Here is a 24,206-nt window from a genome sequence, read left to right as displayed (position 1 = left end):
CAGACATGGTTAACGCACCCGCAACGCTTGCCGAGCGGATCGCCGAACAGGCGCAGGCGCTGGGCTTTGCCGCCTGCGGGTTTGCCCGCGCAGGCGAGGATCCGCTGCGCTCCGCCCGATTGGAAGAATGGCTGGGCGAGGGACATCACGCCACCATGGAGTGGATGGCGACGCGTCTCGACCACCGCCGTTCGCCCCAAGGCCTGTGGCCTGAGGCGCGCAGCGTCATCGCATTGGGCATGAGCTACGCTCCGGCGCATGATCCCTTGGCGCTGGAGGGCTCCGACACTCACGCTCGCATCTCGGTTTACGCGCAGGGGAAAGACTATCACGATGTCGTGAAGAAGCGTCTGAAGGCGCTCGCTCGCTGGCTGGTGGAGACGGTGCCGGGGGCTGAGGTGAAGGTGTTCGTCGACACCGCGCCGGTGATGGAAAAGCCGCTGGGCGAGGCCGCCGGGATCGGCTGGCAGGGCAAGCACACCAATCTCGTCAGCCCCACCCATGGCAGCTGGCTGTTTCTCGGGGCGATCTACACGACGCTGGAACTGGCACCGGCCGAGCCGCACCGCGACCAGTGCGGGAGTTGCCGCGCCTGTCTGGACGCCTGCCCGACCGACGCCTTCCCCGCGCCCTACCGGCTTGATGCGCGGCGCTGCATTTCTTACCTCACCATCGAGCACAAGGGGCCAGTGCCTGAGGAATTCCGGGAGGCGCTGGGCAACCGCATCTATGGCTGCGACGATTGTCTTGCCGTGTGTCCGTGGAACAAGTTCGCCTCTGAAGCGCAGGCGATCAAGGAATTCCTCCCCCGCGCCGAACTGGTCGCGCCGCGTCTGGCGGAGCTGCTCGCACTGGACGATGCGGGGTTTCGGGCGCTGTTCAGCGGTTCCCCGATCAAGCGCATCGGGCGGGATCGGTTTGTCAGAAACTGCCTCTATGCGGCGGGCAATAGCGGCAATGCGGGGCTGGTTCCGCAGGTGGAGGCGCTGACCGGCGATCCGGATCCGGTGGTGGCCGAAGCGGCGGCATGGGCGCTGGGTCGGCTTAGATCAGATCCTTGAGCGCCACCTCGGGATCGGCCAACAGCGCGGAATCGATCTTGCCGACTCCGCTTTCGAGCAGCTTTCGCGCCTGCACGTAGTCCTTCATCGTCCCGACGCAGTCGAAGGCAATCGGCACGCCGCCTTTCAGGTAGACCACGGTAAACTTGCGCGTCGCCGGATCGCCGCGCAGCACGGTCTGGTCGAAGCCGAGGCTCAGCCCCGCGGTCTGGAGCTTGAGATCATACTGGTTCGACCAGAACCACGGCAGCGCGTGATAGGGCTCCTTCTCGCCCATGATTGCCTTCGCCACGGTGTTCGCCATGTCATGCGCGTTCTGGACCGATTCGAGCCGGATCACGGCATTGTCGGCAAAGGGATTGGCGTGGGCGGCGCAGTCGCCGATGGCGTAGACATCATCAAGCGTGGTGCGGCAGCAGAAATCGACATCCACACCGTTGGAGCCCGCCGCCCCAGCCGCAATCAGCGGCGCGACGGCAGGGACGATGCCGATGCCGACCACCACCATGTCGCATGGCACCTCCTCGCCCGTGTCGAGCTTCACGCCCGTCACCCGGCCCGCTTCCTCGCCCAATACGGCGTCGACCCCGGTTTCCAGCCGCACGTCGACCCCTTGTCTGCGGTGTTCCTCGGCATAGAAGGTCGAGAGTTCTTCACCCGCCACCCGCGCCAGCAGGCGGGGGAGCATTTCGACCAGCACCACCTCGCAGCCGAGCTTGCGCAGCACAGCGGCCGCCTCCAGCCCGATATAGCCGCCCCCGATCACCACCGCCCGCTTCGCGCCATCCGCCAGCGCCTTCATCATCGCGTCGGCATCGGACTTGTCTCGAACATAGAAGACGCCGGGGAGGACCGCGCCCGGCACCGGCAGGCGGCGCGGATCGCCACCGCCCGACCAGATCAGCTTGCGATAGGTCACCGTGCCGCCATCCGACAGGGTCAGGCGATGGGCCTGCGGATCAATCGCCGTCACCGCCGCACCAAGATGCAGGGCGACGTCCTTTTCGGCCCAGAATTTTTCCGGGCGAATCATGATTCGCTCGAAGCCCTTGTCTCCGGCGAGATACTCTTTCGAGAGCGGCGGACGTTCATAAGGCGGTGCGTTGTCGCGCCCGATCATCAGGATCGAGGCCTCATGCCCCTGCTGGCGCAGCGCAATGGCCGCCTGCGCTCCGCCATGGCCTGTCCCGACGATGACCACGTCCGCGTGGTGAGCTGTGGATGTCATGTCGTCGCTATGCCCCTCCGGCTGCCTGCGGCCCTTGATGTGGCGCAAACAGCCAAAGGGTCAAGCTGGTGGTTTGGATACCCACCTTATCGTTCCAGCAGGTTCCGAGCCTGACCGGCAATCTGGGCAAGCATCGCCGCGCCGACGGGAGGGCGGGCCTGCGCGCGGGCGATCATGCTGCGGAACTGCTTGACCGCACCCTCGTTGCGCGCCGCCCATTCGCTGACCACTCCGCGCGGATCCTCCTTGCCGCCCTTGCGCCGCATCAGCCGCCGCAGGAATTCGATCCGCATCTGCTGGAAATCCCGCGCGAGGCCGGACACCAGCAGACGCTCCCACACGTCAGACGGGCTCATGTGCGCCGCCGTCCCCTGCGCCCAGTCAAGCCCCAGCAGGGTGCCGACATCGGTGAAGGCATGAGTCAGGCGCTTGGCGTCGATCCCGGTGGCAAGCGCGGCCTGCGCCAGGCCCACCGCACCATCGAAGTCGAACATGTTGGCGACCCTGGCAGCCAGGGCCGACGGCGCACCGGCATCCACGAAGCCGGCCTGCAAGGCCTTGGACAGCGCGCGCGGCTCATCGGTAAGCAGCTCCTCGCGGCCCGCCACCAGCGCGGCGACGCCATCGGCAAGCTCGCCGATCATCACGCCGGTATCGACCTTGCCCGAAGCGGTGCGCAGCACGTCGGACATGAGGTTGCCTGCCGCCGCCGCCAGCCGATCAAACAGAGCAAGCCGCGCGGCTTCGGGAAGCTCCGCCGTATCAAGTTCGCGCCACAGCGGTTCGAGTCCGAACAACCGTTCAGCCACCACAAAGGCGCCCGCAACTTCCGCGAGCCCGACGCCTTCTTCCTCTGCCAGTTCAAACGGATGCACCATGCCCAGCCGGTTGACGATGCGGTTGGACAGGCTCGTCGCGATCATCTCGCGCCGCAGGCGGTGTGACCGGATTTCCTCCGCATAGGTCTTGCGCATCGGCGCGGGGAAGCGTGCCAGCAGCATCCCTTCAAGCACCGGATCATCGGGCAGGTCGCTCGCCTCGATGGCATCCTGCAGCGCCAGCTTGGCCGAGGACAGCAGCACGGCGAGTTCGGGGCGGGTCAGCCCCTGCCCGTCCGCCGCGCGGCGCGACAACGCCTCGCCATCGGCCAGACCTTCGGTGCGCCGGTCGAAATCGCTGACTTCCTCCAGCCGCTCGATCAGACGGACATAGGCCGGCGTCGCGCCCGGCCCGCCGCTTTCAGCGACCGACAGCGCCAGCGCCTGCAAGCGGTTGTCCTCCAGCACCAGCGCGGCGACCTCGTCGGTCATCGCGGCAAGCAGCGTGTTGCGCTTCTTGGCGGAAAGCTTGCCCGACGCCGTGGCGGTGGCCAGCGCGATCTTGATGTTCACCTCGTTGTCGGAACAATCGACCCCGGCGGAATTGTCGATGAAGTCGGTGTTGATGCGCCCCCCATTGAGCGAGAACGCGATGCGCCCGGCCTGCGTGACAGCAAGGTTCGCGCCCTCGCCGATCACCCTGGCGCGCACTTCGGTCGCATCCACCCGCAAGCCGTCATTGGCCGGATCGCCGACCTGAATGTGATTTTCCTGCGGGGCCTTCACGTAAGTCCCGATCCCGCCGAACCACATCAGGTCAACGGGGGCCTTGAGGATCGCGGTGATCAGCGCTTCGGGCTCGATCTCCTTGACGTCAATGCCAAGCGCCTCGCGCGCCTGCTTCGACAGCTTGATCACCTTGGCCGAGCGCGGGAACACGCCCCCGCCCTTGGAGATCAGCGAAGCGTCATAGTCCTCCCAGCTGGAACGCGGGAGTTCGAACATCCGCTTGCGTTCGGCCCAGCTGGTCGCCGGATCGGGCGAGGGGTCGATGAAGATATGGCGGTGATCGAAGGCGGCGACGAGCTTAATCGCCTTGGACAGCAGCATCCCGTTGCCGAACACGTCGCCCGACATGTCGCCGCAGCCCGCGACGGTGATGGAATCCGACTGCACGTCGATCCCCATCTCGCGGAAGTGGCGCTGCACGCTGACCCATGCCCCGCGCGCGGTAATGCCCATTGCCTTGTGGTCATAGCCATTCGAGCCACCACTGGCGAAGGCATCATCGAGCCAGAAATCGCAGGCCTGCGCGATGCCGTTGGCAATGTCCGAGAAGGTTGCCGTGCCTTTGTCGGCAGCGACCACGAAATAGGGGTCTTCCCCGTCCAGCACCTGTACCGCTTCGGGGTGGATCACCTTGCCACCCACGATGTTGTCGGTCACCGACAGCAGCGTGCGGATAAAGATTTCATAGGACGCGCGGCCCTCGGCGGCCCAGCCTTCGCGGTCGAGCGCGGGGCTGGGGAGCTGCTTGGGATAAAACCCGCCCTTGGCCCCGCTCGGCACGATCACCGCGTTCTTGACCCGCTGCGCCTTCATCAGGCCGAGAATCTCGGTGCGGAAATCGTCACGCCGATCTGACCATCTGAGGCCACCGCGCGCCACTGCGCCCGAACGCAGGTGAATGCCCTCGACACGGGCGCTGTAGACGAAGATCTCGCGCCACGGCACCGGCTTGGGCAAGTTCGGCACGAGGCTCGAATCGATCTTGAACGCCAGTGCCTCGGCGGCAGCAGGGGCATAGGCATTGGTGCGCAGCACCGCATCCAGCACCGCACGGTAAAGCCGCAAGAGGCGGTCATCATTGATCGCGGTGACTTTCGCCAGCCCGCGGGTGAAGGCCCCTTGGGCAGCGGCGGCAGCCTCGGCGCGGTCGCCCGCGAAGGCAGGATCGTGACGCGCTGCGAACAGGGCGATCATCGCCCGCGTCACCTGCGGCGCGGCCACCAGCGCGTCGACCACCGTGTAGATCGTGTAGGCCAGCCCGGTCTGGCGCAGATAGCGATAGATCGCGCGCAGCCAGTTCGCCGCCTGCGGTTCCAGCCCTGCGGCGGGGATCAGGCGGTTAAAGGGATCATCCTCGGCCGCGCCATTCAGCACATCGGCCAGCGCACCTTCGATCAGCGCCGCCCGTTCCAGCAGCGCGCCCGCCTCCATCCCGGCAGGAACGGTAAGGATGAAATCATGGATCGAGCCTAGGCTGGTATCGGTCAGGAATGTCGGCACTTCGGCAGCGACCCGGAAGCCGAAATTCTCCAGCGCCGGAACCGCATCGGACAGAGCCAGCTTGGCCTTGAGGCAATAGACCTTCAGGCGCAGCGTATCAGGCCCGTCACTCTCCAGCCGGTAAAGGCGCACCGCACGGGTAATCTCGCCCTCTGCCAGCGCGAGCGTGCGCAGCTTGGCGATGTCGCGGGCAGCTTCGGGCGCGCCATAGGCGAGGCGGTAACCGGTCGGGAAGGCAGGGGCATAGCGCGCGGCCAGCGCGGCAGCGCGGCCTGTATCCTCGCTTTCGGCAAGCTGGCCTGCAACCGCCTCGTTCCAGCCGCGCAGCAGATCGACCAGCTGCGCCTCGATCGCGGCATCATCGGGCAGTTCGGCACAGGCGCGCACGTCGATCAAGAAGCGCAGCAAAGCCAGCGAGGAGCTTTCGACCTCAAGGCTCCAATCAAGCAGCGCGGCGCCCGGCGCCTGCAGCAGCATGGCCTGAATCTGCAGGCGCACATCCGTCGAAAGCTGATCGCGCGGCAGCCACACGAAGGCGAAAACGTGCCGCTCCAGCGTCGAACGCACCATCACCAGCCGCGGGCGCGGACGGTCGATCAGCGCCATCTTGGCCGTCACCAGCTCGCTCACCCGGGCGGGCGGGAAGGCGGTGAGCAGGTCATTCGGCAGCGAGGCGAAGGCATGGACCAGTGCCTTGCCGTTGTGGCCCGCCCGGTCAAAGCCGAGCTGCGCAGTCATCTGTTCGACCATAGCCCGCAGCACTGGCACTTCGCCAGGGCGAGCATTGAGCGCGGCGCTGGTCCACAGCCCGGCATGGATCGACAGCGCCGTGATCGTGCCGCCTTCCCGCACCGGCACGATGAACAGATCGAGCGGGCTGGCACGATGCACCCGCGATCCGATGTTGGACTTGATCGCCAGCAGCGCGCGCGGGGTGCCGGCGGCGGCATTGCGATCAAACCATTCGAACGCCCTGTCATAGGACGCCTCGGCCAGCAGTTCCGGGCTCGACGCGCGGCAGATGCCGAGCCGCGTCCCGGCGCTGCCATCGCGGTTGCGCACAAGGTGGCCGATCTGAGTCAGCATCCCACCGCCGAGCCAGCCGAGCAAGGTTGCCGCCTCAGCGTCCTCGCCCGCGATCCGGGCCGCATCCTCGGCCATCGCCGCCTGCATCGCTGGCCAGTCACCGACCGCTGCGTGAACATCGCCAAGGGTGACGCGCAAGGCCTCGATCAACTCGCGCCGCTGGCGGGCATCGGCGCGCGGCGTTTCGACGTAGATCAGCGATTCGCGCTGCCCCGCCCCAGCCTCTTTGGCACCGGGCTTGCCCAAGCCCGTAATCCTGCCGGCCGCATCACGCGCGACCGTGATCACCGGGTGCAGCAGCAGGTCGATGCCAAGCCCCCGCGCGGCAATCGTCGCCGCTACCGAATCGACCAGAAAGGGCCGGTCGTCATTGACGACAGCGATCCTCAGGCGCCGCCTGTCGCCATTCGCGGATTCGAGCTTCACCAGCGGTTCACCCGGCGCTCGGGTTTCGGCAGCAGCAAGCAACCAGGCCGCGGCATCATCGAGCGCCGCCTTCTCGAGCGGGACTTCGCCCGGCAGCAACGAGGCTTCGAGGTGAAGCCGCAGCGCCTTGATCAGCGCGGGTTGCACGGTTTTCGGCTTCGCGTCGGCGACGGTCTTGGACCCCATTTTCGGCTCCTGCTCATCCTGCTGTACCGGCTCCGATGGTCTGTAATATTGTTGTGCCGGATTGTTGTTATCGTGTTCTGACGCGATACGCCTTTACCCCTGCCCTGCGCAAGCGGGATGATGGCTCAGCTCGCCGGGACGCTCTGGCAGGCGTCCATCGTCAGCTCTAGCGAGCGGATGCGCGCCGCTGGATCATGGGTGGCGCCGCACAGCATGATCTCGTCCGCGCCGGTGCGCCGGACAAAAGCCTCGATCCCAGCACGCACCTGTGCCGGCGTGCCGACCGCTGCGGCCTGCCCGAGATGGGCGAGCATCGCCTGCGCGCTTGCGGGGAGCGTGTCGGTGTAGCCTTCGACCGGCGGTGGCAGCTTGCCGGGATTGCCGCTCCTCAGCCGCACAAAGCTCTGCTGCTGGCTCGATGCGATCAGGCGGGCCTCGGCTTCGGTGTCGGCGGCAAACACGTTCATCGCCACCATCACATGCGGCTTTTCCAGCGCCTCGGACGGCTGGAAATCGCGCCGGTAGACGCTGAGCGCCGCATCGAGGTGATCAGGCGCGAAATGGGCCGCAAAGGCATAGGGCAGGCCGAGCTTTGCGGCGAGGCTCGCGCCGAACAGGCTCGATCCGAGCATCCACAGCTCCACCTTCGCGCCCAGCCCCGGCGTCGCGCGGATCGGCAGGTCGATATCGCCGGTCAGCAGGGCGCGCAGTTCGACCACGTCCTGCGGGAAATATTCGGCGGCCTGATGCAGGTTCTTTCTCAGCGCGCGTTGCAGCTCCGGGCCAGCCCCCGGCGCGCGGCCCAGCCCCAGGTCAATCCGGCCGGGGAACAGCGCGTCCAGCGTGCCGAACTGCTCGGCGATCTGGAACGGGGTATGGTTGGGCAACATGATCCCGCCCGATCCGATGCGGATGCGGCTGGTGGCGTTGCCGATATGCGCGAGCACCACCGATGTCGCCCCGCCCGCAATCCCGTCCATCGCGTGATGTTCGGCGACCCAGAAGCGGTCACATCCGAAAGCTTCCGCGGCGCGGGCAAGATCCGTGGCGGCAGCGAAGGCTTCGGGCAGGGTGCCGCCTTCGCGCACCGGCACCAGATCGAGCACGGAAAAACGGGTCATGGCTGGGCTCCCTCCTCCTCGGCCTGTGCGACGGGGGCAATGTCCTGTGTCGAGGCAAGCTGCGCAAGATAGTCTCTGGCGGTGGCAGCAGCGGGGCCTTTCGGGTCAAGCTCGATTACCGATTGCCAGCTTTCCCGGGCCGCATCCTCACGCCCGTCCAGCACTGCGATCACCCCAGCCTCCAGCCCGATATCGGGGTTTGTGGGGGTAAGCAGCACCGCGCGTTCGATCGCGGCCTGCGCCTCGGAAAGGCGTTCCATGCGGCGCAGGAGGGTAGCCGTGAGCAGCCAACCCTCAGCGCGTTCGGGGGCGCGGGTGGTGGCCGCTTCCAGCGCGGCCAGTGCCTCATCGCCCCGGCCCAATGCCACCAGAGCGCGCGCACGATCAGTGGCGGCAATGGCTTCCAGCGTTGCGGCATCGGCAGCGCGGGCATCGGTCTCGGCGCGGGTCAGCCATGCGAGCGCACCTTCGGCATCACCCCCCGCCAGCGCTGCATTGCCCGCCATCGCGGCATAGCGTGCGCGGGTGCGCGCCTCGCCCGCCGGGGTTTCCTCACGCGCAGCAATGAAGGCGCTGCGGGCATCCTCCCACAAGCCCAGCGCGCTTGCTGCCGTGCCGAGACAGTGGTTGGCCAGCACCCGGTCAACACCCTTCGTCTCGCTGCGGCGGATCTGGGCCATAGTATGCGCCCGTGCCGGGTCTTGCGCAATCTGGTCGAAACAGCTGTCGAACCAGGCGGTGGTGGCGTTGAGTTCACCCCGTGCGCGCGCCGGGCGGTCGCGCATCAGATCATCATCGGGCATCCCCCCGGCGAGCGGGTTGGGGCCGACTTGCAGGAGCAGCGCGAGGAGCAGAGACAAACGGCAGCCTATCCGTAGAATTCGGCCACGATGGCCTTGAGCAGAGTGATGTCGCTGTCACGCGACAGGCGATGGTCCCCGTCTTCTACCAGCGTCACCTGAACATCAGCCGACCCGAGCGCCGCCTTCAGCTTCAGGCTGATCTCCCACGGCACATCGGCATCCTGCTTGCCGTGCAGCAGGCGCACTGGACAGGCGAGGTCGATTCCCCGCTCCAGCCGGAGATGGCATTCGGCGTCGGCGAAGAACTTTGCATGGGTGGGCGTGGGATCGGGGCCATAAGGGTTCGGCTCGTAGATCGTTTCGCCCGCCGCGAGCGCCGCGCGTTGTTCCTCGCTGTAACCCCAGCGGGTGAAATCGGGCGCGGGGGCAATGCCGATCAGCCCGGCGAGACGGTGCTTCAGATGCTCGGCCACCAGCAGCATGAGCCACCCGCCCATCGAGGAACCCGCCAGCAGCACCGGCCCGCTGACATAGGATGCGACCAGCGCCAGCACTTCGTCCCGCCACCGGCTGAGCATCCCCTCGGCGAAATCGCCGTCCGATTGCCCGCAGCCCGAATAGTCGAGCAACAGGCAGGCGCGGCCGTTCTGCTGCGCCTCCGCAAACAGCGCGGTCGCCTTCCCGCCGCTCATGTCGGACATGTAGCCGGGGAGGAATACCAGGCACGGGCCAATCCCGTGGGTGTAGCGGAAAGCGATGCGGCGACCGTCGTAGAGTGTGTGATGCATGATCCCTGTCATGCGCGCCTTCATGCCTTGCGCGCAGGCCGCTGTGCAAGCATTGTAACGCCAGCGCAACGGGAGAGGGTTACGCGCACCGCCATGCTGAAGACCGACACCGCCGCCCAACCGGCCCCCTCCGCCTCCGCGCTCACCCGCCGCGGGTTGTTCTCGCTTGCCGGCGCCTCCGCTGCGCTGGCCTCTGCGCCAGCCGCCGCGCGCTCCTTCGGCAGCGGCTTCACCCATAATGTCGCCAGCGGAGAGCCTTCGGCCACGTCGGTGCTGCTGTGGACGCGCTTTGTCGCCGAGGCCGAAAGCGCGCTGACATGGCAGGTGAGCGAGAGCGAGGATTTCGCCCGTCCGGTCGCGGAAGGAAGCGTCAACGCCTCGCCCAGCCGCGACTGGTGTGCCAAGGGGATCGCCACCGGCCTCGCGCCTGATCGCTGGTATTTCTACCGGTTCATCGCACCCGATGGCACGATCTCGCCCGTCGGACGCACCCGCACCTTGCCCCAGGGCCCTTCGGCCAAGTTCCGGCTGGCGGTGTTCTCCTGTTCGAACTTCGGGTTCGGATGGTTCAATGCCTATGGCCACGCGGCGCTTGCCAATGACGCCGACCTCGCCGTGCATCTGGGCGACTACATCTACGAATATGGCGAGGATAATTACCCCAATCCGGGGCAGGGCGTGGCCGAGCGTGTGCTTGCGCCGACAACCGAGATTATCGCGCTGACCGATTACCGCCTGCGCTATGCCACCTACCGCACCGATCCCGATTTGCAGCGCCTCCATCAGGTGCTGCCCATGATCGCGGTGTGGGACGATCATGAAAGCGCGAATGACAGCTGGAAGGACGGCGCGCAGAACCACCAGCCGGACAGCGAAGGCAGCTGGGAGGCGCGCAAGGCCGCCGCCAAGCAGGCCTATCGCGAGTGGCTGCCGGTCTCGGATGCGCCCTATGCCGCCTATCAGGTCGGTGACCTCGCCACCCTGTTCCGGCTCGACACCAGGCTCGAGGGACGCGACCAGCAGCTCGATCTGGGCAAGGTTCTGGCCGGGCAGAAAGACCCGCAGGGCGCGATGGAGGCGCTCGTTCGCTTCAAGGATGGTGCATGGGCCGATCCCGAACGGCACCTGCTGGGCGCCGCGCAGGAAAGCTGGCTGGCCGAGAGCCTCAAGGCTTCGACCGCGCGCGGGACAGCGTGGCAGGTGCTGGTGCAGCAGGTGCTGATCGGCAATCTCAGAACCCCGGCCAGCCTCGCCGAGCAACTGGGCGCCGGGCTGCCCGATTTCATCCGCGAGCGGCTGACAGCCGCGGTTGTCGCCAGCCAGGTCGGCCTGCCATCGAACATGGACGCCTGGGACGGCTATCCCGCCGCACGCGAACGGGTGTTCAAGGCGGCGCTCAACGCCGATGCCAACCTGCTGGTGCTGGCAGGCGACACGCATAATGGCTGGGCCTTCGAACTGGCGCAGGATGGCGCGAAGGTGGGTGTGGAGCTGGGCGTGTGTTCAGTCAGCTCGCCCGGGTTCGAGACCTATCTCGGCTTCATCAAGCCCGGCGATCTGGCGGCGGCGCTGGTGGCTGAGAACGAGCAGCTCAAGTGGGCCGACACGGCCCAGCGCGGCTATATGCTGGTCGAATTGACCCCGGCCCGCGCCACCACCGAATACCGCTTCTCCGCCGGGATCAGGCAACGCTCGGCGCAGCTGGCGGGGACGAAACGGATCACGACGGAAAAGGGCAGCGGCAAGCTGGTGGTCTAATCCGCCAGCTCTGCGCGCAAGCCCTCCCGCAGCGCCGCCTCGAACGCCTCTGGCTGATCGATCATGACGAAGTGGAAACTGTCGTCGATCACCGTCAGCCTCATCTGCGGCAACCCGGCATAGGCGGCGGCGTAGAGCGGTTCGATCCGGCTGCGCGGGGCGAAGGGATTGGCGGCGGCGATCACGCTGACCGGCGCGGCAATTTCCCCGAGACGCGGGCGCATGTCGGTCGTCATCAAGGCATGGATTGCGCTGGCAAAGGTGGCGCGATCACTGGTGATCGACCAATCCACCACCTGTTCATGGAAGGCGGGATTGCGCACCAGCGAGCGCACGCCCATGCGCTGACCGGCGGCAAAACCGGCATCGTCCTGCGCCGCGATCTGCGCGCGCATCCCGTCAGCCTGCGCCCGCACGGCATCGACCGTGGCGGCGGGATCGAACACCAGCGGGAAGAACGGCAGCGAATCCACCACCACCACCTGCGCGATCCGGTCAGGATGATCGGCGGCCGTCATCAGCCCCAGAAACCCGCCCATCGAATGTCCGGCCCATGCGGCGCGTTCGACCTTCTGGCAATCGAGGTGACGGATGATCTCGGCCTTGGTGCGGTTGACCAATGTCGCCGGATCGCCCTCGGCCGGACGCCCGGCAAAGCCTGCGACATGGACAAGGTGCAGGCGGAAATCCTTGGCAAGGCTGTCCTTCACCCCGTCCCACACCGCCGGAGACGAACCGAGGCCGGGAACCAGCAGCAGATCAGGGCCGGAGCCGGTCACCTCGAAGGGGGGACACGGCGCATCTTCAGCCATGGCGGTAGCGGGCGCAAGCAGCAGGGCAGCAAGCGCGGCAAGCAAGGCGCGGGTCATTGCGGGTCTCCGTCTCTCAGGAAGATGGCTTCGATCGGCAGGCCGAACACATCGGCGATGGTGAAGGCGAGCGGGAGGGAAGGGTCGTAGCGACCGGTCTCGATGGCATTGACGCTCTGGCGACTGACGCCGAGCCGGTCGGCGAGATCCTGCTGGCTCCAACTGCGCTCGGCGCGGAGCACCTTGAGGCGGTTGTTCATTTCATTGTGCCCCAGGTGCCATATTTCATGCGGTTTGCGACCTGGCCGATAAACTGTCCGGCAAAGAACAGGACCGGCCACCAATAGGCGTCGATCTGGGCAATGATCTCGAAATCGCTCAGAAAGCCGTGAATGGCGGCTAGACTGAGCGCGAAGCCCGATGCGATGAGAGTCTGGCGAACGAACAGCAGGCGCATGAATTCGTCCTCAGTCTCGATCATCAATCGACCCATGATGACGAAGGTGAGCGCAATGCACAGGCCGCACACCAGCGCGATGGCGACCGCCGCCTGCGGGCCGAGCAGTCCGGCCTGCATGGCGAACTGCCCGCCGACAAGCGCACCGGCATAGACCGTCATCACCGCCATCAGCCGCCAGACATAGCGCTTCATGGCCGCACGGGAGGGGTTGGGGGTCATGGAAAGTTCCTTTTGCATAATGGCAAGGGTGCTTTACATTCGAGTCGCGCGATATGTCAAGGATGCTTTCCATTCGTCAGCAGGTGACTTTTAACCCCCGAGCGTCTATGTCCCCTCGCATGGCCAAGCTGCTCGCCACCACCCGCACCACCACGACCACCACCCGGACTATCCGGGGGCGGCGGCACGCGGCTTAGGCCCGACAGCCCGCCGCCCGGATCGGGGCGGCGCGGTGTCCTTCCCGAACCGGTTTTTGACGCAACACCGCTCTTCCGGTGCGCCTCTTGTTTGCTTAGGGGGGCCTTTGTCCTAAGGCGCGCCAAACGAGACGGATTTGAACGATGACCGAACTGCTCAAGATCAGCCTGCCCGATGGCTCGGTGCGCGAAGTGCCTGCCGGTTCGACCCCCGCGGACATCGCCGCCGCGATTGGCCCCGGCCTTGCCAAGGCGGCGCTTGCGGCGCGGGTGAACGGGGAACTGCGCGATCTTGGTCGCCCGTTCGAGGGCGACGCCGAACTCGCGCTGGTGACGAGCCGCGACGAGGCCGATGCGCTCGAACTCGCCCGGCATGATTACGCCCACGTGCTGGCCGAGGCAGTGCAGTCGCTCTACCCTGGCACGCAGATCACCTTCGGCCCGGCAACCGACGACGGCTTCTATTATGACGTGAAGGCGCCCGACAGCCGCGAACCTTTCGGCATGGACGATCTCCCCGCGATCGAGGAAAAGATGCGCGAGATCATCCGCGCCGACAAGCCGCTGCGCCGCGAAGTGTGGAGCCGCGAGGCGCTGGTCGCCAAGTGGGAGGCCGAAGGCGAGGTGTTCAAGGCCGAATGGGCCAAGGAACTGCCCGAGGGCGAGGAACTGACGGTCTACTGGAGCGGCAACGACTGGCTCGACATGTGCCGCGGGCCGCACCTGCCTTCCACCGGCAAGCTCGATCCCGATGCCTTCAAGCTGATGCGGACCGCCGGAGCCTATTGGCGCGGCGACCAGAACAATGCGCAGCTCACCCGCATCTACGGCACCGGCTGGCTCAACAAGAAGCAGCTTCAGGCACATCTGACCCGCCTCGAGGAAGCGGCCAAGCGCGACCACCGCAAGCTGGGGCGCGAGATGGATCTGTTCCACTTGCAGGAGGAAGCCCACGGGAGCGTGTTCTGGCACCCCAAGGGCTACCGCATCTGGCGCGAGCTGGAGAGCTACATGCGCCGCAAGATGGACGGCGCGGGCTATCGCGAGATCAAGACCCCGCAGCTGATGGACGTGCGCCAGTGGACGCAGTCGGGTCACTGGGGCAAATATGCGCAGAACATGTTCGCCGTGCCCGACATCGTCCCCGATGTCGATGAAGAGAGCGGCGTCGCCTCCCCCAAGGTGGCGGACGATGCGGCGTGGATGGCGATCAAGCCAATGAACTGCCCGGCGCACGTTATGGTGTTCAAGCAGGGGATCACCTCCTACCGCGACCTCCCCATCCGCCTCGGCGAAATGGGCTGCTGCCACCGCAACGAACCCCACGGCGCGCTCCACGGGCTGATGCGCGTGCGCCAGTTCACGCAGGACGACGCGCATATCTTCTGCACCGAGGGGCAGGTGGTGTCCGAAGTGCAGGCCTTCATCGCCCTGGCCGATAGCGTCTATCGCGACTTCGGCTTCACCTATGACATCAAGCTCGCCCTGCGCCCGGAAAAGCGGTTCGGGAGCGATGCCGATTGGGACAAGGCCGAGCAGGAACTGCGCGACGCGCTGACCGCCAATGGTCTCGAATGGGAGGAGCTGCCGGGCGAGGGCGCGTTCTATGCCCCCAAGCTCGAATGGCACCTCACCGACGCGATCGGGCGCACCTGGCAGGTCGGTACGATCCAGTCCGACCGCGTGCTGCCCGAGCGGCTCGATGCGCATTACATCGGCGAGGATGGCGAGAAGCACCGCCCGGTGATGCTCCACCGCGCGATCTTCGGCAGCTATGAACGCTTCATCGGGATCCTGATCGAGCATTTCGCCGGCAAGCTTCCGGCATGGCTTGCTCCGGTGCAGGCGGTGGTGGCGACCATCACCTCGGATGCGGATGATTACGCTCACGAACTGGTCAAGCGGCTGCGCGAAGTCGGCGTGCGCGCCGAGCCCGATACCCGCAACGAGAAGATCAACTACAAGGTCCGCGAACATAGCCTCGCCAAGGTCCCCTACCTGCTGGTGGTCGGCAAGCGCGAGGCGGAAACCAGCACCGTCGCACTGCGCACGCTAGGCGGCAAGGATCAGGAAGTGCTCGATTACCAGAACGTCATCGCCCGGCTTTCGGAAGACGTGCTGCCTCCCGATATTGCCGCCCACTGACGCGCGCTGAGCATGGACCTGCTTGGCAGCTTCACCGCGCTGCAAATCGCGGTCGCGCTTGGCGCGGCACTCGGCGCGTCCTTCGTGCGCGGGCTGACGGGCTTCGGCATGGCGATCCTGCTGGTGCCGATCCTTGCGCTGGCGCTGCCCCCGGTCGAGGCGGTGGTGCTGGGCAATTGCCTGTCGGTGCTGATCGGACTGACCGAAGCCCGCACGCTGGTGCGCGAGGCGGAGCGTAGCGCATGGGTGATCGCGGGGATCGTGGTGCTCACCACGCCGCTCGGCCTGTGGGCGCTGTCGGTGACCAGCGCCGATATTGCCCGGCTGATCATCGCCCTGATCGCCTTCAGCGCCTTCATCGCGATCCTGCTGCCGCGTCGGGGAAGCGCGGTGCCGGGCAGGCTGGTGACCGGCGGGGTGGGCGTGCTCAGCGGCTTGATGACAGGCTATGCCGGGATGCCGGGGCCGCCGGTGGTGCCTTATTACGCCGGGCGCGAATTGCCGCGGATCACGATCAAGGCGTCGATGCTGCTGATCTTCACCATCGCGGGCGCGGCCGGCCTGGCAGGGGCGACATGGCTTGGCATCCTGCGCTGGGAGCTAGGGCTGTTCGCGCTGGTGATGCTGCCGGTGATCATCGCGGGCAACCGCATGGGCTCGGCAGTGTCGGGCCGGATCAGCGATCCGGCATGGCGCACCTGTGTCGGGCTGGTGCTCGGCGGCGCGGCGCTGGGAGCGCTGCTGCGCTTGATGTGATCTAGAACGGCAGCGCCGGACCTGCAAGGATCAGTGCCGCCGCACAGCCAAGCACGATCATCCGCCGCGCAAGGTCAAGCGAATCCGTGTGGATTGCGGAAGCAAGCGGCAGAGCGAGGGCTTGAGCGCGGTTCATCTCACGCACTCTCGCCCCAATTCCCTAACGAAGCGTTAACTTGCGCCGGCCAGCGCGGGCATTTGCTGGCTGGCGCAGTGGAAGCCCCCGCCACCTGCCAGCACCGCCTCGCCCGGCAGGCCGATCGTGTCCCGGTCGGGAAACAGCGCGGCGATCGCGGCGACGCCGTCGGCATCATGGGGCGAGCCGAAGGTCGGCACCACCACCAGATGCGAGGTGATCGCGAAGTTCACATAGCTGGCAGGCTCGACCACGCCGTCACGGGTCATGAGGCCGGGCGAGGGGATGCGCACCACCTCGACCCCTGCCGCCGCCGCCCGCGCCGCCGCATCGGCATAGATCGCGGCATTGGGATCGTCGGCGCCGGTCGCCTCAGGCACCACCAGCCGGTTAGGGGCGACGAACCGCGCAAGATTGTCGACGTGGCCATCGGTGTGATCGTTGATAAGCCCATCGCCCAGCCACAGCACGCGGGTGAAGCCGAGCTGCGCCGCCAGCTCTGCCTCGATCTGCTGACGGCTCAAATGCGGGTTGCGGTTGGGGTTGAGCAGACATTGCTCGGTCGTCGCGACCAGCCCGGTGCCGTCGCCATCCACCGCGCCACCTTCGAGAATCATGGGCCTTTGCGTCACGGCAAGGCCCGCATCGCGCGCGATTTCGGCGCCGATCTCCTGATCGCCCGGCATCAGATACTTCCCGCCCCAGCCGTTGAAGCCGAAACGGCGGGCAATGCGCTGCTCGCCATCGAACACTACCAGCGGGCCAGTATCGCGCAGCCAGATGTCGCCATAGGCGCGGCGTTCGAGCGTCACCTTGCTGCTGACCAATTGGCGCGCACGGGCCTCGTTGGCCTCGTCGCGCACCAGCAGGCGCACTTCCTGCCCACTTGTCGCCACGGCGCTCGCGAAAGCCGCCATCTGCTCCTGTGCAGGCTCCAGCCAGCCCGGCCACTCCTCGGCGAGGTGCGGGAAGCCGATCCAGATCCAGTCCTGTGGCGCCCATTCGGGCGGCATGAGAACGGTCATGTGGTCTCAGCAGCCCTTGGCCGAAGCGGCACAGCTCTGGTCGCGGATGGCCTTGAACTCGTCACCCTCGTTCCAGTTGGGCCAGCTGCTGCTCGTCGCCATCATCCGGCCAATGCGGAAGAACAGCTGCAGGTCGGCCATCACGCCCGACCAGTCCCAGTTCTCGTCGAATTCGTCCTTCGGCCCGTGATAACGGTTCTCGGTGTAGTCGGCGGCGATCTTCGCGCCCGCCTCGCGTCCGCCCTCGATCAGATCCTCACCCCCGTCGATGTAGAGCATCGGCACGCCGAGCTTGGCGAAGGCGAAGTGATCGGAACGATAGTAATAGCCCGCCTCCGGCTTGGGATTGGGAGTCGCGGCGCGGCCATCGGCCTTGAGCGCAGCGTCAAGGAACAGATCAAGCTGCGACTTGCCCGGGCCGACCACGGTCACGTCCTTGGCACGGCCCGCCATCTGGAAGGCGTCCATGTTGATCCCGCCCACAGTCTGCGCCAGCGGGAAGATCGGGTTCTGGGCATAATAGGTCGCGCCAAGCAGGCCGGACTCCTCCGCCGTCACCGCCAGGAACACGAGGCTGCGGCGCGGTGGGCCAGCCTTGGCATGGGCCTCGGCCAGCGCGACCAGCGCCGCCGTGCCGGTGGCATTGTCGACCGCGCCATTGCAGATGTCATCGCCATCAGGCGCAGGCGTGCAGCGCCCGAGGTGATCCCAATGCGCGGTGTGGAGCACATATTCCTCAGGCGCCTCGCTGCCCGGCAGGATGCCGATGACATTGTGCGAGACAAAGCTGCGGAAGGTGCTTTCGAAACTGGTCGCGGCCGTCAGGCCCAGCGGCACCGGCTTGAAGCCCTTCTGCTGCGCCGCCTTCGTCAGCGCGTCGAGATCCTGCCCTGCGGCCTCCAGCACCTTGCGCGCGGCGTCCTTCTGGATCCAGCCGTTCATCTGTGTCAGCGGCGGCGCGTTGTCGCCGCGCTGGGCATAGGCCTGCGGGCCGGTCCACGAGCTTTCGACCACGTTCCAGCCATAGCTGGCCGGCGCAGTGTCATGCACGATCAGCGCACCGGCCGCGCCCTGACGCGCGGCCTCTTCATACTTGTAGGTCCAGCGCCCGTAATAGGTCATCGCCTTGCCGTTGAAAGTGCCTTCAAGGCCCTCGCTCTGCCAGTCGGGATCATTGACGAGGATCACCACCGTCTTGCCCTTCACGTCGAGCCCGGCATAGTCGTTCCAACCGCGCTCGGGCGCGTTGATGCCGTATCCGACAAACACCAGCTCGCTGTCCTTGAGCGTGGTCTTCGCCTCTTCGCGATAGGTCACGCCGACCCAGTCCTTGCCGAAAGCGAAGCTCTGAGTGCCGCCCTTGCCGGTGATGGTGAGCGGGGCGTAGTTCCTGCCGGTGATCTCGACCAGCGGCACTTCCTGCACCCAGCTTTCGCCATTGCCCGGCTGAAGCCCGGCGGCCTTGAAACGTTCGGTGAGCAGGGCGATGGTTTTTTCCTCGCCCGGAGTGCCGGGCATCCGACCTTCGAAGGCATCGCTGGAAAGCAACCGGGTGACATCCTTCATGGTCGCTTCGGACAGCTCTCCGGGCGCGATTTCGGGAATATCGAGCGCCGCCTCGCCGCCGCCCATGCCGGGGATCGCATCGCACGCCGCCAGCGTCAGCGCGCCGGCCAGCATCATCCCCAAAGCTGCAAACCGCTTCGTCATCCGATCATTCCTTGCCGTCTTCACCGCTTCCCATGCGGGCCTCAATTGCAGAGGCGGCGGCGGGGTGCAAGCGCGCCCTCTTGTGGCATAGCCGCAGGGCCACCAGACACCTCTTGCGAGCCGCGCCCGCTGCGGCCAGAGAGGCGGGGATGGGAGAGAACCGGCACCTGCACGGCCTGGCCGACTGGGACAACGCGCTGCACCGCGCCCGCCACCATGCGCCATTTCTGGCACGCGCGCTCGATCGCCAGCCCGAACTGGCCGCGCTGCTGTCCAGCGGCGATGGCGAAGGGGCGCTGACGTGGGCGCGTGCTCAAGCTGCGCATCCCGACACCGAAATCGCCCTGCGGCGCGAACGGCTGGCATTGGCGGCGGCGCTGGCGGTGGGTGATCTGGCCGGTGCCTTCCCGCTGACACAGGTGGTGGGCGAACTGACCGCTTTCGCCGACCGCGCCCTCGACCGCGCGATCCGCAGCGCGATCACCGAACGCACCGACACCGATAGCACAGATGGCTTCATCGCGCTGGCGCTGGGCAAGCAGGGGGCGGGCGAGCTCAATTACTCGTCCGACATCGACCCGATCCTGCTGTTCGACCGCGACCGCCTGCCGCGCCGCGCTTCGGACGATCCGGGCGATGCGGCGCAACGCTATGCCCGGCGGGTGGTGGCGCTGCTGGCATCGAACACCGCTGATGGCTATGCCCTGCGGGTCGACCTGCGGCTGCGCCCGGCAAGCGAGGTCAGTCCGCTGGCTGTGCCTGTAGGTGCGGCGCTCACCCATTATCAAAGCGCCGCGCTGGCGTGGGAACGGGCTGCCTTCACCCGCGCGCGCGCAGCGGCAGGGGACGTGGCGGCGGGGGAGGATTTCCTGAGCCAGATCCGCCCCTTCGTGTGGCGTGGACAGCTCGATTACGGCGCGGTCGAGGAAATCCGCGCGCTGACCTTGCGCATCCGCGAAAGCCACGAGGGCCCGCCCGCTCCCGGCCCCGGCTTCGATGTGAAGCGCGGGCGCGGCGGGATCCGCGAAATCGAATTCTACGCGCAGACCCATCAGCTGATCCACGGCGGACGCGATGCCTCGCTACGGGTGCGCGGAACCCGCCATGCGCTCGACGTGCTGGCCGCCAGTGGCTGGATCGCGCCCGAACACGCGGTGACTCTGGGCGAGGCCTATGACCGGCTCCGGCAGGTCGAACATCGCTTGCAGATGGTGAACGACCGTCAGACCCATGCCCTTCCCGAAGGCGCCGCGCTCGACAATGTCGCGCAGCTCGACGGGCTGGCGGACGGAGCGGCGCTGGTGGCAGAGCTCACCGAACTGACAGCGCGCACGGCCCGCATCTATGAAGAACTGATCGGCCGCCCCGAAGCGACACCGGCCCCGGTCGCCATGCCGGTCAGCACGCTGGTGCATGAACTGGGCCAATGGGGCTTTGCCGAACCTGATACCCTAGCCGAGCGGATCGAGACCTGGCGCGACGGGCGCCATGCCGCGATCCGTTCCCCTCAGGCCGTGGCCGCATGGGACAGGCTCGCCCCGGCGCTGCTGAAGGCGATGGGGCAGAGCGATGATCCGATGCGCGCGATCACCCGCTGGGAGCGTATCCTTGAAAGCGTGCCATCGGCGATCACCACCTTCCGCCTGCTCGACGCGCGGCCTGATCTGATCGAACGGCTGGTGGCGGCACTGACCCTTGCGCCGGTGCTGTCGGACGAACTTGCACGCAAGCCCGAACGGCTCGACACCCTGATCGACCGGCATGCACTCGATCTGCCGGGGGATGTCACCTCGATCATGGCGCGGATGCGGGGCGCGGCAGGGCGTGACGACTATGAGGCGCTGCTTGACGCGATCCGGGTGATCACCGGCGAGATCCGCTTCGCGCTCGGCATCCAGCTGATCGAAGGGCTGGCCGATCCGCTCGCCATCGCCCGCGCCCTGTCGCGCACCGCCGAGGCCGCAATGCAGCTGGCGACCGACGCGACAGTGGCGGAATTCGTCGCCAAGCACGGACGGATTGCGGGAAGCGAGTTGCTGATCCTGGGCCTGGGCCGGCTCGGCGGGGGCGCGCTCACCCATGCCTCCGATCTCGATATCGTCTATCTGTTCACCGGCGATTTTGCCGCACAGTCCGATGGTCCGCGCCCGCTCGGGGCGACAGTCTATTACAACCGCCTCGCCAGCCGGGTCAGCGCCGCCCTCTCGGTGCCGACCGCGCAAGGGGCGCTCTACGAAGTCGACACGCGGCTGCGGCCGCAAGGCAATCAGGGCCCGATGGCGGTCAGCTGTGAAGCCTTTGGCAAGTATCAGCGCGAGGCAGCGTGGACATGGGAGCACATGGCGCTGGCCCGCGCGCGGGTGCTCTATGGCTCGCCCGAAGCGCGCGCGCAGCTCGAGGCCGTGCTGGCCGAGGTGCTCCAGGCTCCGCGTGGGCAGGCCGAACTGCGCGAGGCGGTGCTGGAGATGCGCGCCGAGATGGCGAAGCACAAGCCCGCCACCGGCCCGGTCGATGCCAAGCTGGCGCGCGGGGGCCTCGTCGATATCGAATTTCTCGTCCACTACCTGCAATTGAAGGGCAAGACGGCGGATGGACGCCCGCTGGCCGAGGCCGCGCCCGATGCACTCAATCCCGATCTGGACGTGGCGATGGCCGGTCTGGCCGAAGCGGGCCTGATCCCGGCCGATCTGGCCGATCCTCACGCGCTGATGAGCCGGATGCTCGTGGCAGGGCGCCTGCTCGCTCCCGATGGCCGCGAACCCCCGCCCAGCGGCGCGCGGGCGCTGGCACGGGCCTGCGGGTTCGAAAGCTACGATGCGCTGCTCGCCGCCTTCGCCGCCGCGCGCCAGAGGGTCGCCGAAGCGTGGAAACAAATCCTCGGCACGGACATTCTCGAAACTGAACAGGAGAACCCCGCATGAGCACTTTTCCCGGCGTCGGTGACGCCATCCCCGATATCGCCATGGAAACTCCCGAAGGCGGGAGCGTGAAGCCCTCGGACTTCGCCGGTTCCAAGCTGGTGATCTTCTTCTATCCCAAGGATGACACCCCCGGCTGCACCACCGAGAACAAGGATTTCTCGGCCCTGAAGGCGCAGTTCGAAGCGGCAGGCACCAAGCTGCTCGGAGTCTCGAAAGACCCGGCCAAGAAGCACGCCAAGTTCATCGCCAAGCACGGCCTGACCGCTCCGCTCGCCACCGACGCGGAAGAGGGCGGGTTGTCCGATGCGCTCGGCGTGTGGGCGGAAAAGCAGATGTACGGCAAGACCTACATGGGCATGGTCCGCGCTACCTATCTGGTCGATGCGCAGGGCAAGATCGCGCGCATCTGGGACAAGGTGAAGGTCGCAGGCCATGCCGAGGACGTGCTGGCGGCAGCGAAAGCGCTCTGATCCCCGCATGACCACTATCGCCCGCGCCATCCGCGCCGCGCTGCTGACCGCAGAGCCGCGCGCCAAGTGCTTCGCCACCCGCCAGCTCGCACGCGACTGGCGGGCGGGGAAGCTGGCGTGGGCATTCGACGTCGCGATGCCCGACCAGCCCGCCTGGCCCGACGCGCCGGAGTTGCTCCCGCCGAACCGGATGCCCAAGCGCGGGAAGGGCGGCAGCGAGCGGGCGCGAATCGCCTTGTGGCATTCCCTCGCCCATATCGAATTCGTCGCCATCGACCTCGCGCTCGACATGGCGGGGCGATTCGGGGACGACATGGGCGAGGAATTCGTCACCGACTTCCTTGCCGTTGCCGCAGACGAGGCGATGCACTTCGCGCTGCTGGCACGGAAGCTTGAACAGCTCGGCAGCCATTATGGCGCGCTCCCGGCGCACGCGGGACTGTGGGAAGCCGCGCACGCGACACGCCACGATGTCGCCGCACGGCTGGCCGTGGTGCCGATGGTGCTCGAAGCGCGCGGGCTCGACGTGACGCCCGCCACTCTCGAACGGGTGCGGGCAGCGGGCGATGCGGGCGGTGCAAAAATTCTTGCTCGCATACTTGACGACGAAATCCGCCATGTCGGGATCGGCACCAAGCACTTTTTGCGCTGTGCCGAAATGACGCAGCTTGCACCCGAATCCCTGTGGCAAGATCTCGTAAAACGGCACTTTCGCGGTGCGATTAAGCCGCCATTCAACGACTCGGCGCGTCTTGCTGCCGGTTTGTCGCGCGGATTCTACGCAGAGATTGCGCATTAACGACTCACCCGCATAACCCACGATCAGCGAAAGGCGCGCAGCAGACGTGCCGGAACACTCCTTCGGTACTGCTCCTGAAAATGGGCGGGCCGCAATCGGGAACCGGGTCTTATATGAAATTTGCCGTGCGCCATGTGGTCAAGCTTGCTGTCTCAGCCTGCGCTGCCCTGTTCGTTTCCGCCGCAGCGCCGGCCTTCGCGAATTCCGCCAACTCCGCCACCACCGCCAGCGCCGACATTCTTGATCCCGTGCGCGAAGCGCAGGTTGATGCGGCCGAGAACGGCGATCAACGCTTCAAGTCGCTGTTCGCTAGCTGGACCGCGATTGAACGCACCAGCCCGACGCTTGGCACCGGCGCTGATGTGGCCGCGTTCTCGTCGCCCCTGCCGAACGGGGCGATTTCGGTGCCGTCGCGCATGCCGCTTGAAGGCGCCCAGCTGACCAGCGGCTTCGGGATGCGCTCGCACCCGGTTCTCGGTGGCCGCCGCCAGCATCACGGCATTGATCTTGCCGCGCCGACCGGCACTCCGGTCTATGCCACGGCAGACGGTATCGTCGGCCGCGCCGACTGGTATTCGAGCTATGGTCTCTACATCAGCATCAACCATGGTGCGTCGATGGAAACCCGCTATGCTCACCTCTCGCGCCTCGCGGTGGCCGCAGGCGACAATGTGAAGAAGGGCGATCTGATCGGCTATGTCGGATCGACCGGCCGTTCGACCGGCCCGCACCTTCATTACGAAGTTCGTGTCGACGGGCTTGCAGTCAATCCGATTCCGTATATGGTGGAGAGCGAGGCACAGCTTGCTTACGCCCGGGATGCCCGCCTGACGGGTCAGGGCGGCGAGTAAGCTTCGAAGAAATTGCTCGCTGTAAGCGAGCCGGACATTGGAGAGGGTGTCCGAACATGGCGGCGGGTTATCCCGCCGCCTTTTTTCTTGTCCCCGCCGCGCGTCGGCGACTCCTCGGGCATGACCGCCATAATCGGTAGCATT

At 66.7% G+C, this 24,206-nt stretch carries 19 protein-coding genes; 8 read left to right on the top strand and 11 right to left on the bottom strand.

Going from position 1 to position 24,206, the window contains the following annotated elements; translation table 11 throughout:
* Positions 1 to 5 precede the first annotated feature (5 nt).
* Complete coding sequence (gene queG / locus CHX26_RS02695) at positions 6 to 1,061, top strand: tRNA epoxyqueuosine(34) reductase QueG (protein WP_104941042.1); 1,056 nt, start codon at positions 6 to 8, stop codon at positions 1,059 to 1,061.
* On the opposite strand, the gene CHX26_RS02690 is transcribed toward queG, so the two are convergent.
* The 5 genes from CHX26_RS02690 to CHX26_RS02670 all read right to left on the bottom strand — a co-directional run bounded on the left by CHX26_RS02690 (position 1,045) and on the right by CHX26_RS02670 (position 9,818).
* Positions 1,045 to 2,289 (bottom strand): NAD(P)/FAD-dependent oxidoreductase, encoded by a 1,245-nt coding sequence (locus CHX26_RS02690; protein WP_104943210.1) that lies wholly within the window; start codon positions 2,287 to 2,289, stop codon positions 1,045 to 1,047. The genes queG and CHX26_RS02690 overlap by 17 nt on opposite strands.
* A gap of 86 nt (positions 2,290 to 2,375) precedes the next feature.
* Positions 2,376 to 7,094: an NAD-glutamate dehydrogenase gene (locus CHX26_RS02685; protein WP_104941041.1), complete on the bottom strand. Its 4,719-nt coding sequence runs from the start codon at positions 7,092 to 7,094 to the stop codon at positions 2,376 to 2,378.
* A 125-nt stretch (positions 7,095 to 7,219) separates the two neighbouring features.
* Entirely contained in the window at positions 7,220 to 8,215 is a 996-nt protein-coding gene (locus tag CHX26_RS02680) for an LLM class flavin-dependent oxidoreductase (protein ID WP_104941040.1), read from the bottom strand.
* Positions 8,212 to 9,075 (bottom strand): tetratricopeptide repeat protein, encoded by an 864-nt coding sequence (locus CHX26_RS02675; RefSeq protein WP_233997246.1) that lies wholly within the window; start codon positions 9,073 to 9,075, stop codon positions 8,212 to 8,214. Before CHX26_RS02675 ends, CHX26_RS02680 begins: the two co-directional genes overlap by 4 nt.
* 8 nt (positions 9,076 to 9,083) lie before the next feature.
* A complete protein-coding gene (locus CHX26_RS02670) occupies positions 9,084 to 9,818 on the bottom strand; it encodes an alpha/beta hydrolase (protein WP_172449658.1) in 735 nt (244 codons plus the stop codon).
* A gap of 81 nt (positions 9,819 to 9,899) precedes the next feature.
* Here CHX26_RS02670 and CHX26_RS02665 point away from each other — a divergent pair, with 81 nt between their 5' ends.
* On the top strand, positions 9,900 to 11,564 hold the full coding sequence (locus CHX26_RS02665) for an alkaline phosphatase D family protein (protein ID WP_104941038.1): 1,665 nt from the start codon (positions 9,900 to 9,902) through the stop codon (positions 11,562 to 11,564).
* Here CHX26_RS02665 and CHX26_RS02660 read toward each other — a convergent pair.
* Genes CHX26_RS02660 through CHX26_RS02650 form a run of 3 tightly spaced genes read right to left on the bottom strand, consistent with a single transcriptional unit; the run spans position 11,561 to position 13,052 of the window.
* Complete coding sequence (locus tag CHX26_RS02660) at positions 11,561 to 12,433, bottom strand: alpha/beta fold hydrolase (protein ID WP_104941037.1); 873 nt, start codon at positions 12,431 to 12,433, stop codon at positions 11,561 to 11,563. The two genes, CHX26_RS02665 and CHX26_RS02660, sit on opposite strands and share 4 nt — an antisense overlap.
* Entirely contained in the window at positions 12,430 to 12,633 is a 204-nt protein-coding gene (locus tag CHX26_RS02655; RefSeq protein WP_104941036.1) for a helix-turn-helix transcriptional regulator, read from the bottom strand. The genes CHX26_RS02660 and CHX26_RS02655 overlap by 4 nt, the downstream gene beginning before the upstream one ends.
* Positions 12,630 to 13,052: a hypothetical protein gene (locus CHX26_RS02650; RefSeq protein ID WP_146107629.1), complete on the bottom strand. Its 423-nt coding sequence runs from the start codon at positions 13,050 to 13,052 to the stop codon at positions 12,630 to 12,632. The genes CHX26_RS02655 and CHX26_RS02650 overlap by 4 nt, the downstream gene beginning before the upstream one ends.
* A gap of 341 nt (positions 13,053 to 13,393) precedes the next feature.
* On the opposite strand from CHX26_RS02650, the gene thrS reads away from it, so the two are divergent.
* Both thrS and CHX26_RS02640 read left to right on the top strand, forming a co-directional pair.
* Entirely contained in the window at positions 13,394 to 15,394 is a 2,001-nt protein-coding gene (gene thrS / locus CHX26_RS02645) for a threonine--tRNA ligase (RefSeq protein ID WP_104941034.1), read from the top strand.
* A 12-nt stretch (positions 15,395 to 15,406) separates the two neighbouring features.
* Complete coding sequence (locus CHX26_RS02640; protein ID WP_104941033.1) at positions 15,407 to 16,150, top strand: sulfite exporter TauE/SafE family protein; 744 nt, start codon at positions 15,407 to 15,409, stop codon at positions 16,148 to 16,150.
* A gap of 1 nt (position 16,151) precedes the next feature.
* Here the strand turns inward: CHX26_RS02640 and CHX26_RS16145 are convergent, their stop codons facing one another.
* Genes CHX26_RS16145 through CHX26_RS02630 form a run of 3 tightly spaced genes read right to left on the bottom strand, consistent with a single transcriptional unit; the run spans position 16,152 to position 19,021 of the window.
* Positions 16,152 to 16,286, bottom strand: coding sequence for a hypothetical protein (locus tag CHX26_RS16145; protein WP_257790848.1), 135 nt, complete (start codon positions 16,284 to 16,286; stop codon positions 16,152 to 16,154).
* A 35-nt stretch (positions 16,287 to 16,321) separates the two neighbouring features.
* Complete coding sequence (locus tag CHX26_RS02635; protein WP_104941032.1) at positions 16,322 to 17,311, bottom strand: agmatine deiminase family protein; 990 nt, start codon at positions 17,309 to 17,311, stop codon at positions 16,322 to 16,324.
* A gap of 6 nt (positions 17,312 to 17,317) precedes the next feature.
* Positions 17,318 to 19,021 carry a M28 family metallopeptidase gene (locus CHX26_RS02630; RefSeq protein WP_172449657.1) on the bottom strand — a complete coding sequence of 568 codons (1,704 nt, stop codon included), beginning with the start codon at positions 19,019 to 19,021 and terminating at the stop codon, positions 17,318 to 17,320.
* Positions 19,022 to 19,170: 149 nt separating this feature from the next.
* Between CHX26_RS02630 and glnE the strand changes: the two genes are divergently transcribed.
* The 4 genes from glnE (at position 19,171) to CHX26_RS02610 (ending at position 24,062) form a co-directional block, all read left to right on the top strand.
* Positions 19,171 to 21,942: a bifunctional [glutamate--ammonia ligase]-adenylyl-L-tyrosine phosphorylase/[glutamate--ammonia-ligase] adenylyltransferase gene (glnE, locus tag CHX26_RS02625; RefSeq protein WP_104941030.1), complete on the top strand. Its 2,772-nt coding sequence runs from the start codon at positions 19,171 to 19,173 to the stop codon at positions 21,940 to 21,942.
* Complete coding sequence (locus tag CHX26_RS02620) at positions 21,939 to 22,412, top strand: peroxiredoxin (protein ID WP_104941029.1); 474 nt, start codon at positions 21,939 to 21,941, stop codon at positions 22,410 to 22,412. The genes glnE and CHX26_RS02620 overlap by 4 nt, the downstream gene beginning before the upstream one ends.
* Positions 22,413 to 22,419: 7 nt before the next feature.
* A complete protein-coding gene (locus CHX26_RS02615) occupies positions 22,420 to 23,211 on the top strand; it encodes a ferritin-like domain-containing protein (RefSeq protein WP_104941028.1) in 792 nt (263 codons plus the stop codon).
* Positions 23,212 to 23,324: 113 nt separating this feature from the next.
* Complete coding sequence (locus CHX26_RS02610; protein ID WP_104941027.1) at positions 23,325 to 24,062, top strand: M23 family metallopeptidase; 738 nt, start codon at positions 23,325 to 23,327, stop codon at positions 24,060 to 24,062.
* Positions 24,063 to 24,206: the final 144 nt, after the last annotated feature.

The organism is Porphyrobacter sp. HT-58-2, assembly GCF_002952215.1.
In the GTDB taxonomy this organism is placed as follows: domain Bacteria; phylum Pseudomonadota; class Alphaproteobacteria; order Sphingomonadales; family Sphingomonadaceae; genus Erythrobacter.
The sequence above is the reverse complement of the archived record's forward strand: the minus strand, read 5'-3'. Positions and strand labels throughout refer to the sequence as shown.

What these genes read in the sequence shown, in the direction of transcription:
- queG (WP_104941042.1), top strand. Translation starts at nt 6, where the DNA reads ATGGTTAACGCACCCGCAACGCTTGCCGAGCGGATCGCCGAACAGGCG.
- CHX26_RS02690 (WP_104943210.1), bottom strand. Translation starts at nt 2,289, where the DNA reads ATGACATCCACAGCTCACCACGCGGACGTGGTCATCGTCGGGACAGGC.
- CHX26_RS02685 (WP_104941041.1), bottom strand. Translation starts at nt 7,094, where the DNA reads ATGGGGTCCAAGACCGTCGCCGACGCGAAGCCGAAAACCGTGCAACCC.
- CHX26_RS02680 (WP_104941040.1), bottom strand. Translation starts at nt 8,215, where the DNA reads ATGACCCGTTTTTCCGTGCTCGATCTGGTGCCGGTGCGCGAAGGCGGC.
- CHX26_RS02670 (WP_172449658.1), bottom strand. Translation starts at nt 9,818, where the DNA reads ATGACAGGGATCATGCATCACACACTCTACGACGGTCGCCGCATCGCT.
- CHX26_RS02665 (WP_104941038.1), top strand. Translation starts at nt 9,900, where the DNA reads ATGCTGAAGACCGACACCGCCGCCCAACCGGCCCCCTCCGCCTCCGCG.
- CHX26_RS02660 (WP_104941037.1), bottom strand. Translation starts at nt 12,433, where the DNA reads ATGACCCGCGCCTTGCTTGCCGCGCTTGCTGCCCTGCTGCTTGCGCCC.
- CHX26_RS02655 (WP_104941036.1), bottom strand. Translation starts at nt 12,633, where the DNA reads ATGAACAACCGCCTCAAGGTGCTCCGCGCCGAGCGCAGTTGGAGCCAG.
- CHX26_RS02650 (WP_146107629.1), bottom strand. Translation starts at nt 13,052, where the DNA reads ATGACCCCCAACCCCTCCCGTGCGGCCATGAAGCGCTATGTCTGGCGG.
- thrS (WP_104941034.1), top strand. Translation starts at nt 13,394, where the DNA reads ATGACCGAACTGCTCAAGATCAGCCTGCCCGATGGCTCGGTGCGCGAA.
- CHX26_RS02640 (WP_104941033.1), top strand. Translation starts at nt 15,407, where the DNA reads ATGGACCTGCTTGGCAGCTTCACCGCGCTGCAAATCGCGGTCGCGCTT.
- CHX26_RS16145 (WP_257790848.1), bottom strand. Translation starts at nt 16,286, where the DNA reads ATGAACCGCGCTCAAGCCCTCGCTCTGCCGCTTGCTTCCGCAATCCAC.
- CHX26_RS02635 (WP_104941032.1), bottom strand. Translation starts at nt 17,311, where the DNA reads ATGACCGTTCTCATGCCGCCCGAATGGGCGCCACAGGACTGGATCTGG.
- CHX26_RS02630 (WP_172449657.1), bottom strand. Translation starts at nt 19,021, where the DNA reads ATGACGAAGCGGTTTGCAGCTTTGGGGATGATGCTGGCCGGCGCGCTG.
- glnE (WP_104941030.1), top strand. Translation starts at nt 19,171, where the DNA reads ATGGGAGAGAACCGGCACCTGCACGGCCTGGCCGACTGGGACAACGCG.
- CHX26_RS02620 (WP_104941029.1), top strand. Translation starts at nt 21,939, where the DNA reads ATGAGCACTTTTCCCGGCGTCGGTGACGCCATCCCCGATATCGCCATG.
- CHX26_RS02615 (WP_104941028.1), top strand. Translation starts at nt 22,420, where the DNA reads ATGACCACTATCGCCCGCGCCATCCGCGCCGCGCTGCTGACCGCAGAG.
- CHX26_RS02610 (WP_104941027.1), top strand. Translation starts at nt 23,325, where the DNA reads ATGAAATTTGCCGTGCGCCATGTGGTCAAGCTTGCTGTCTCAGCCTGC.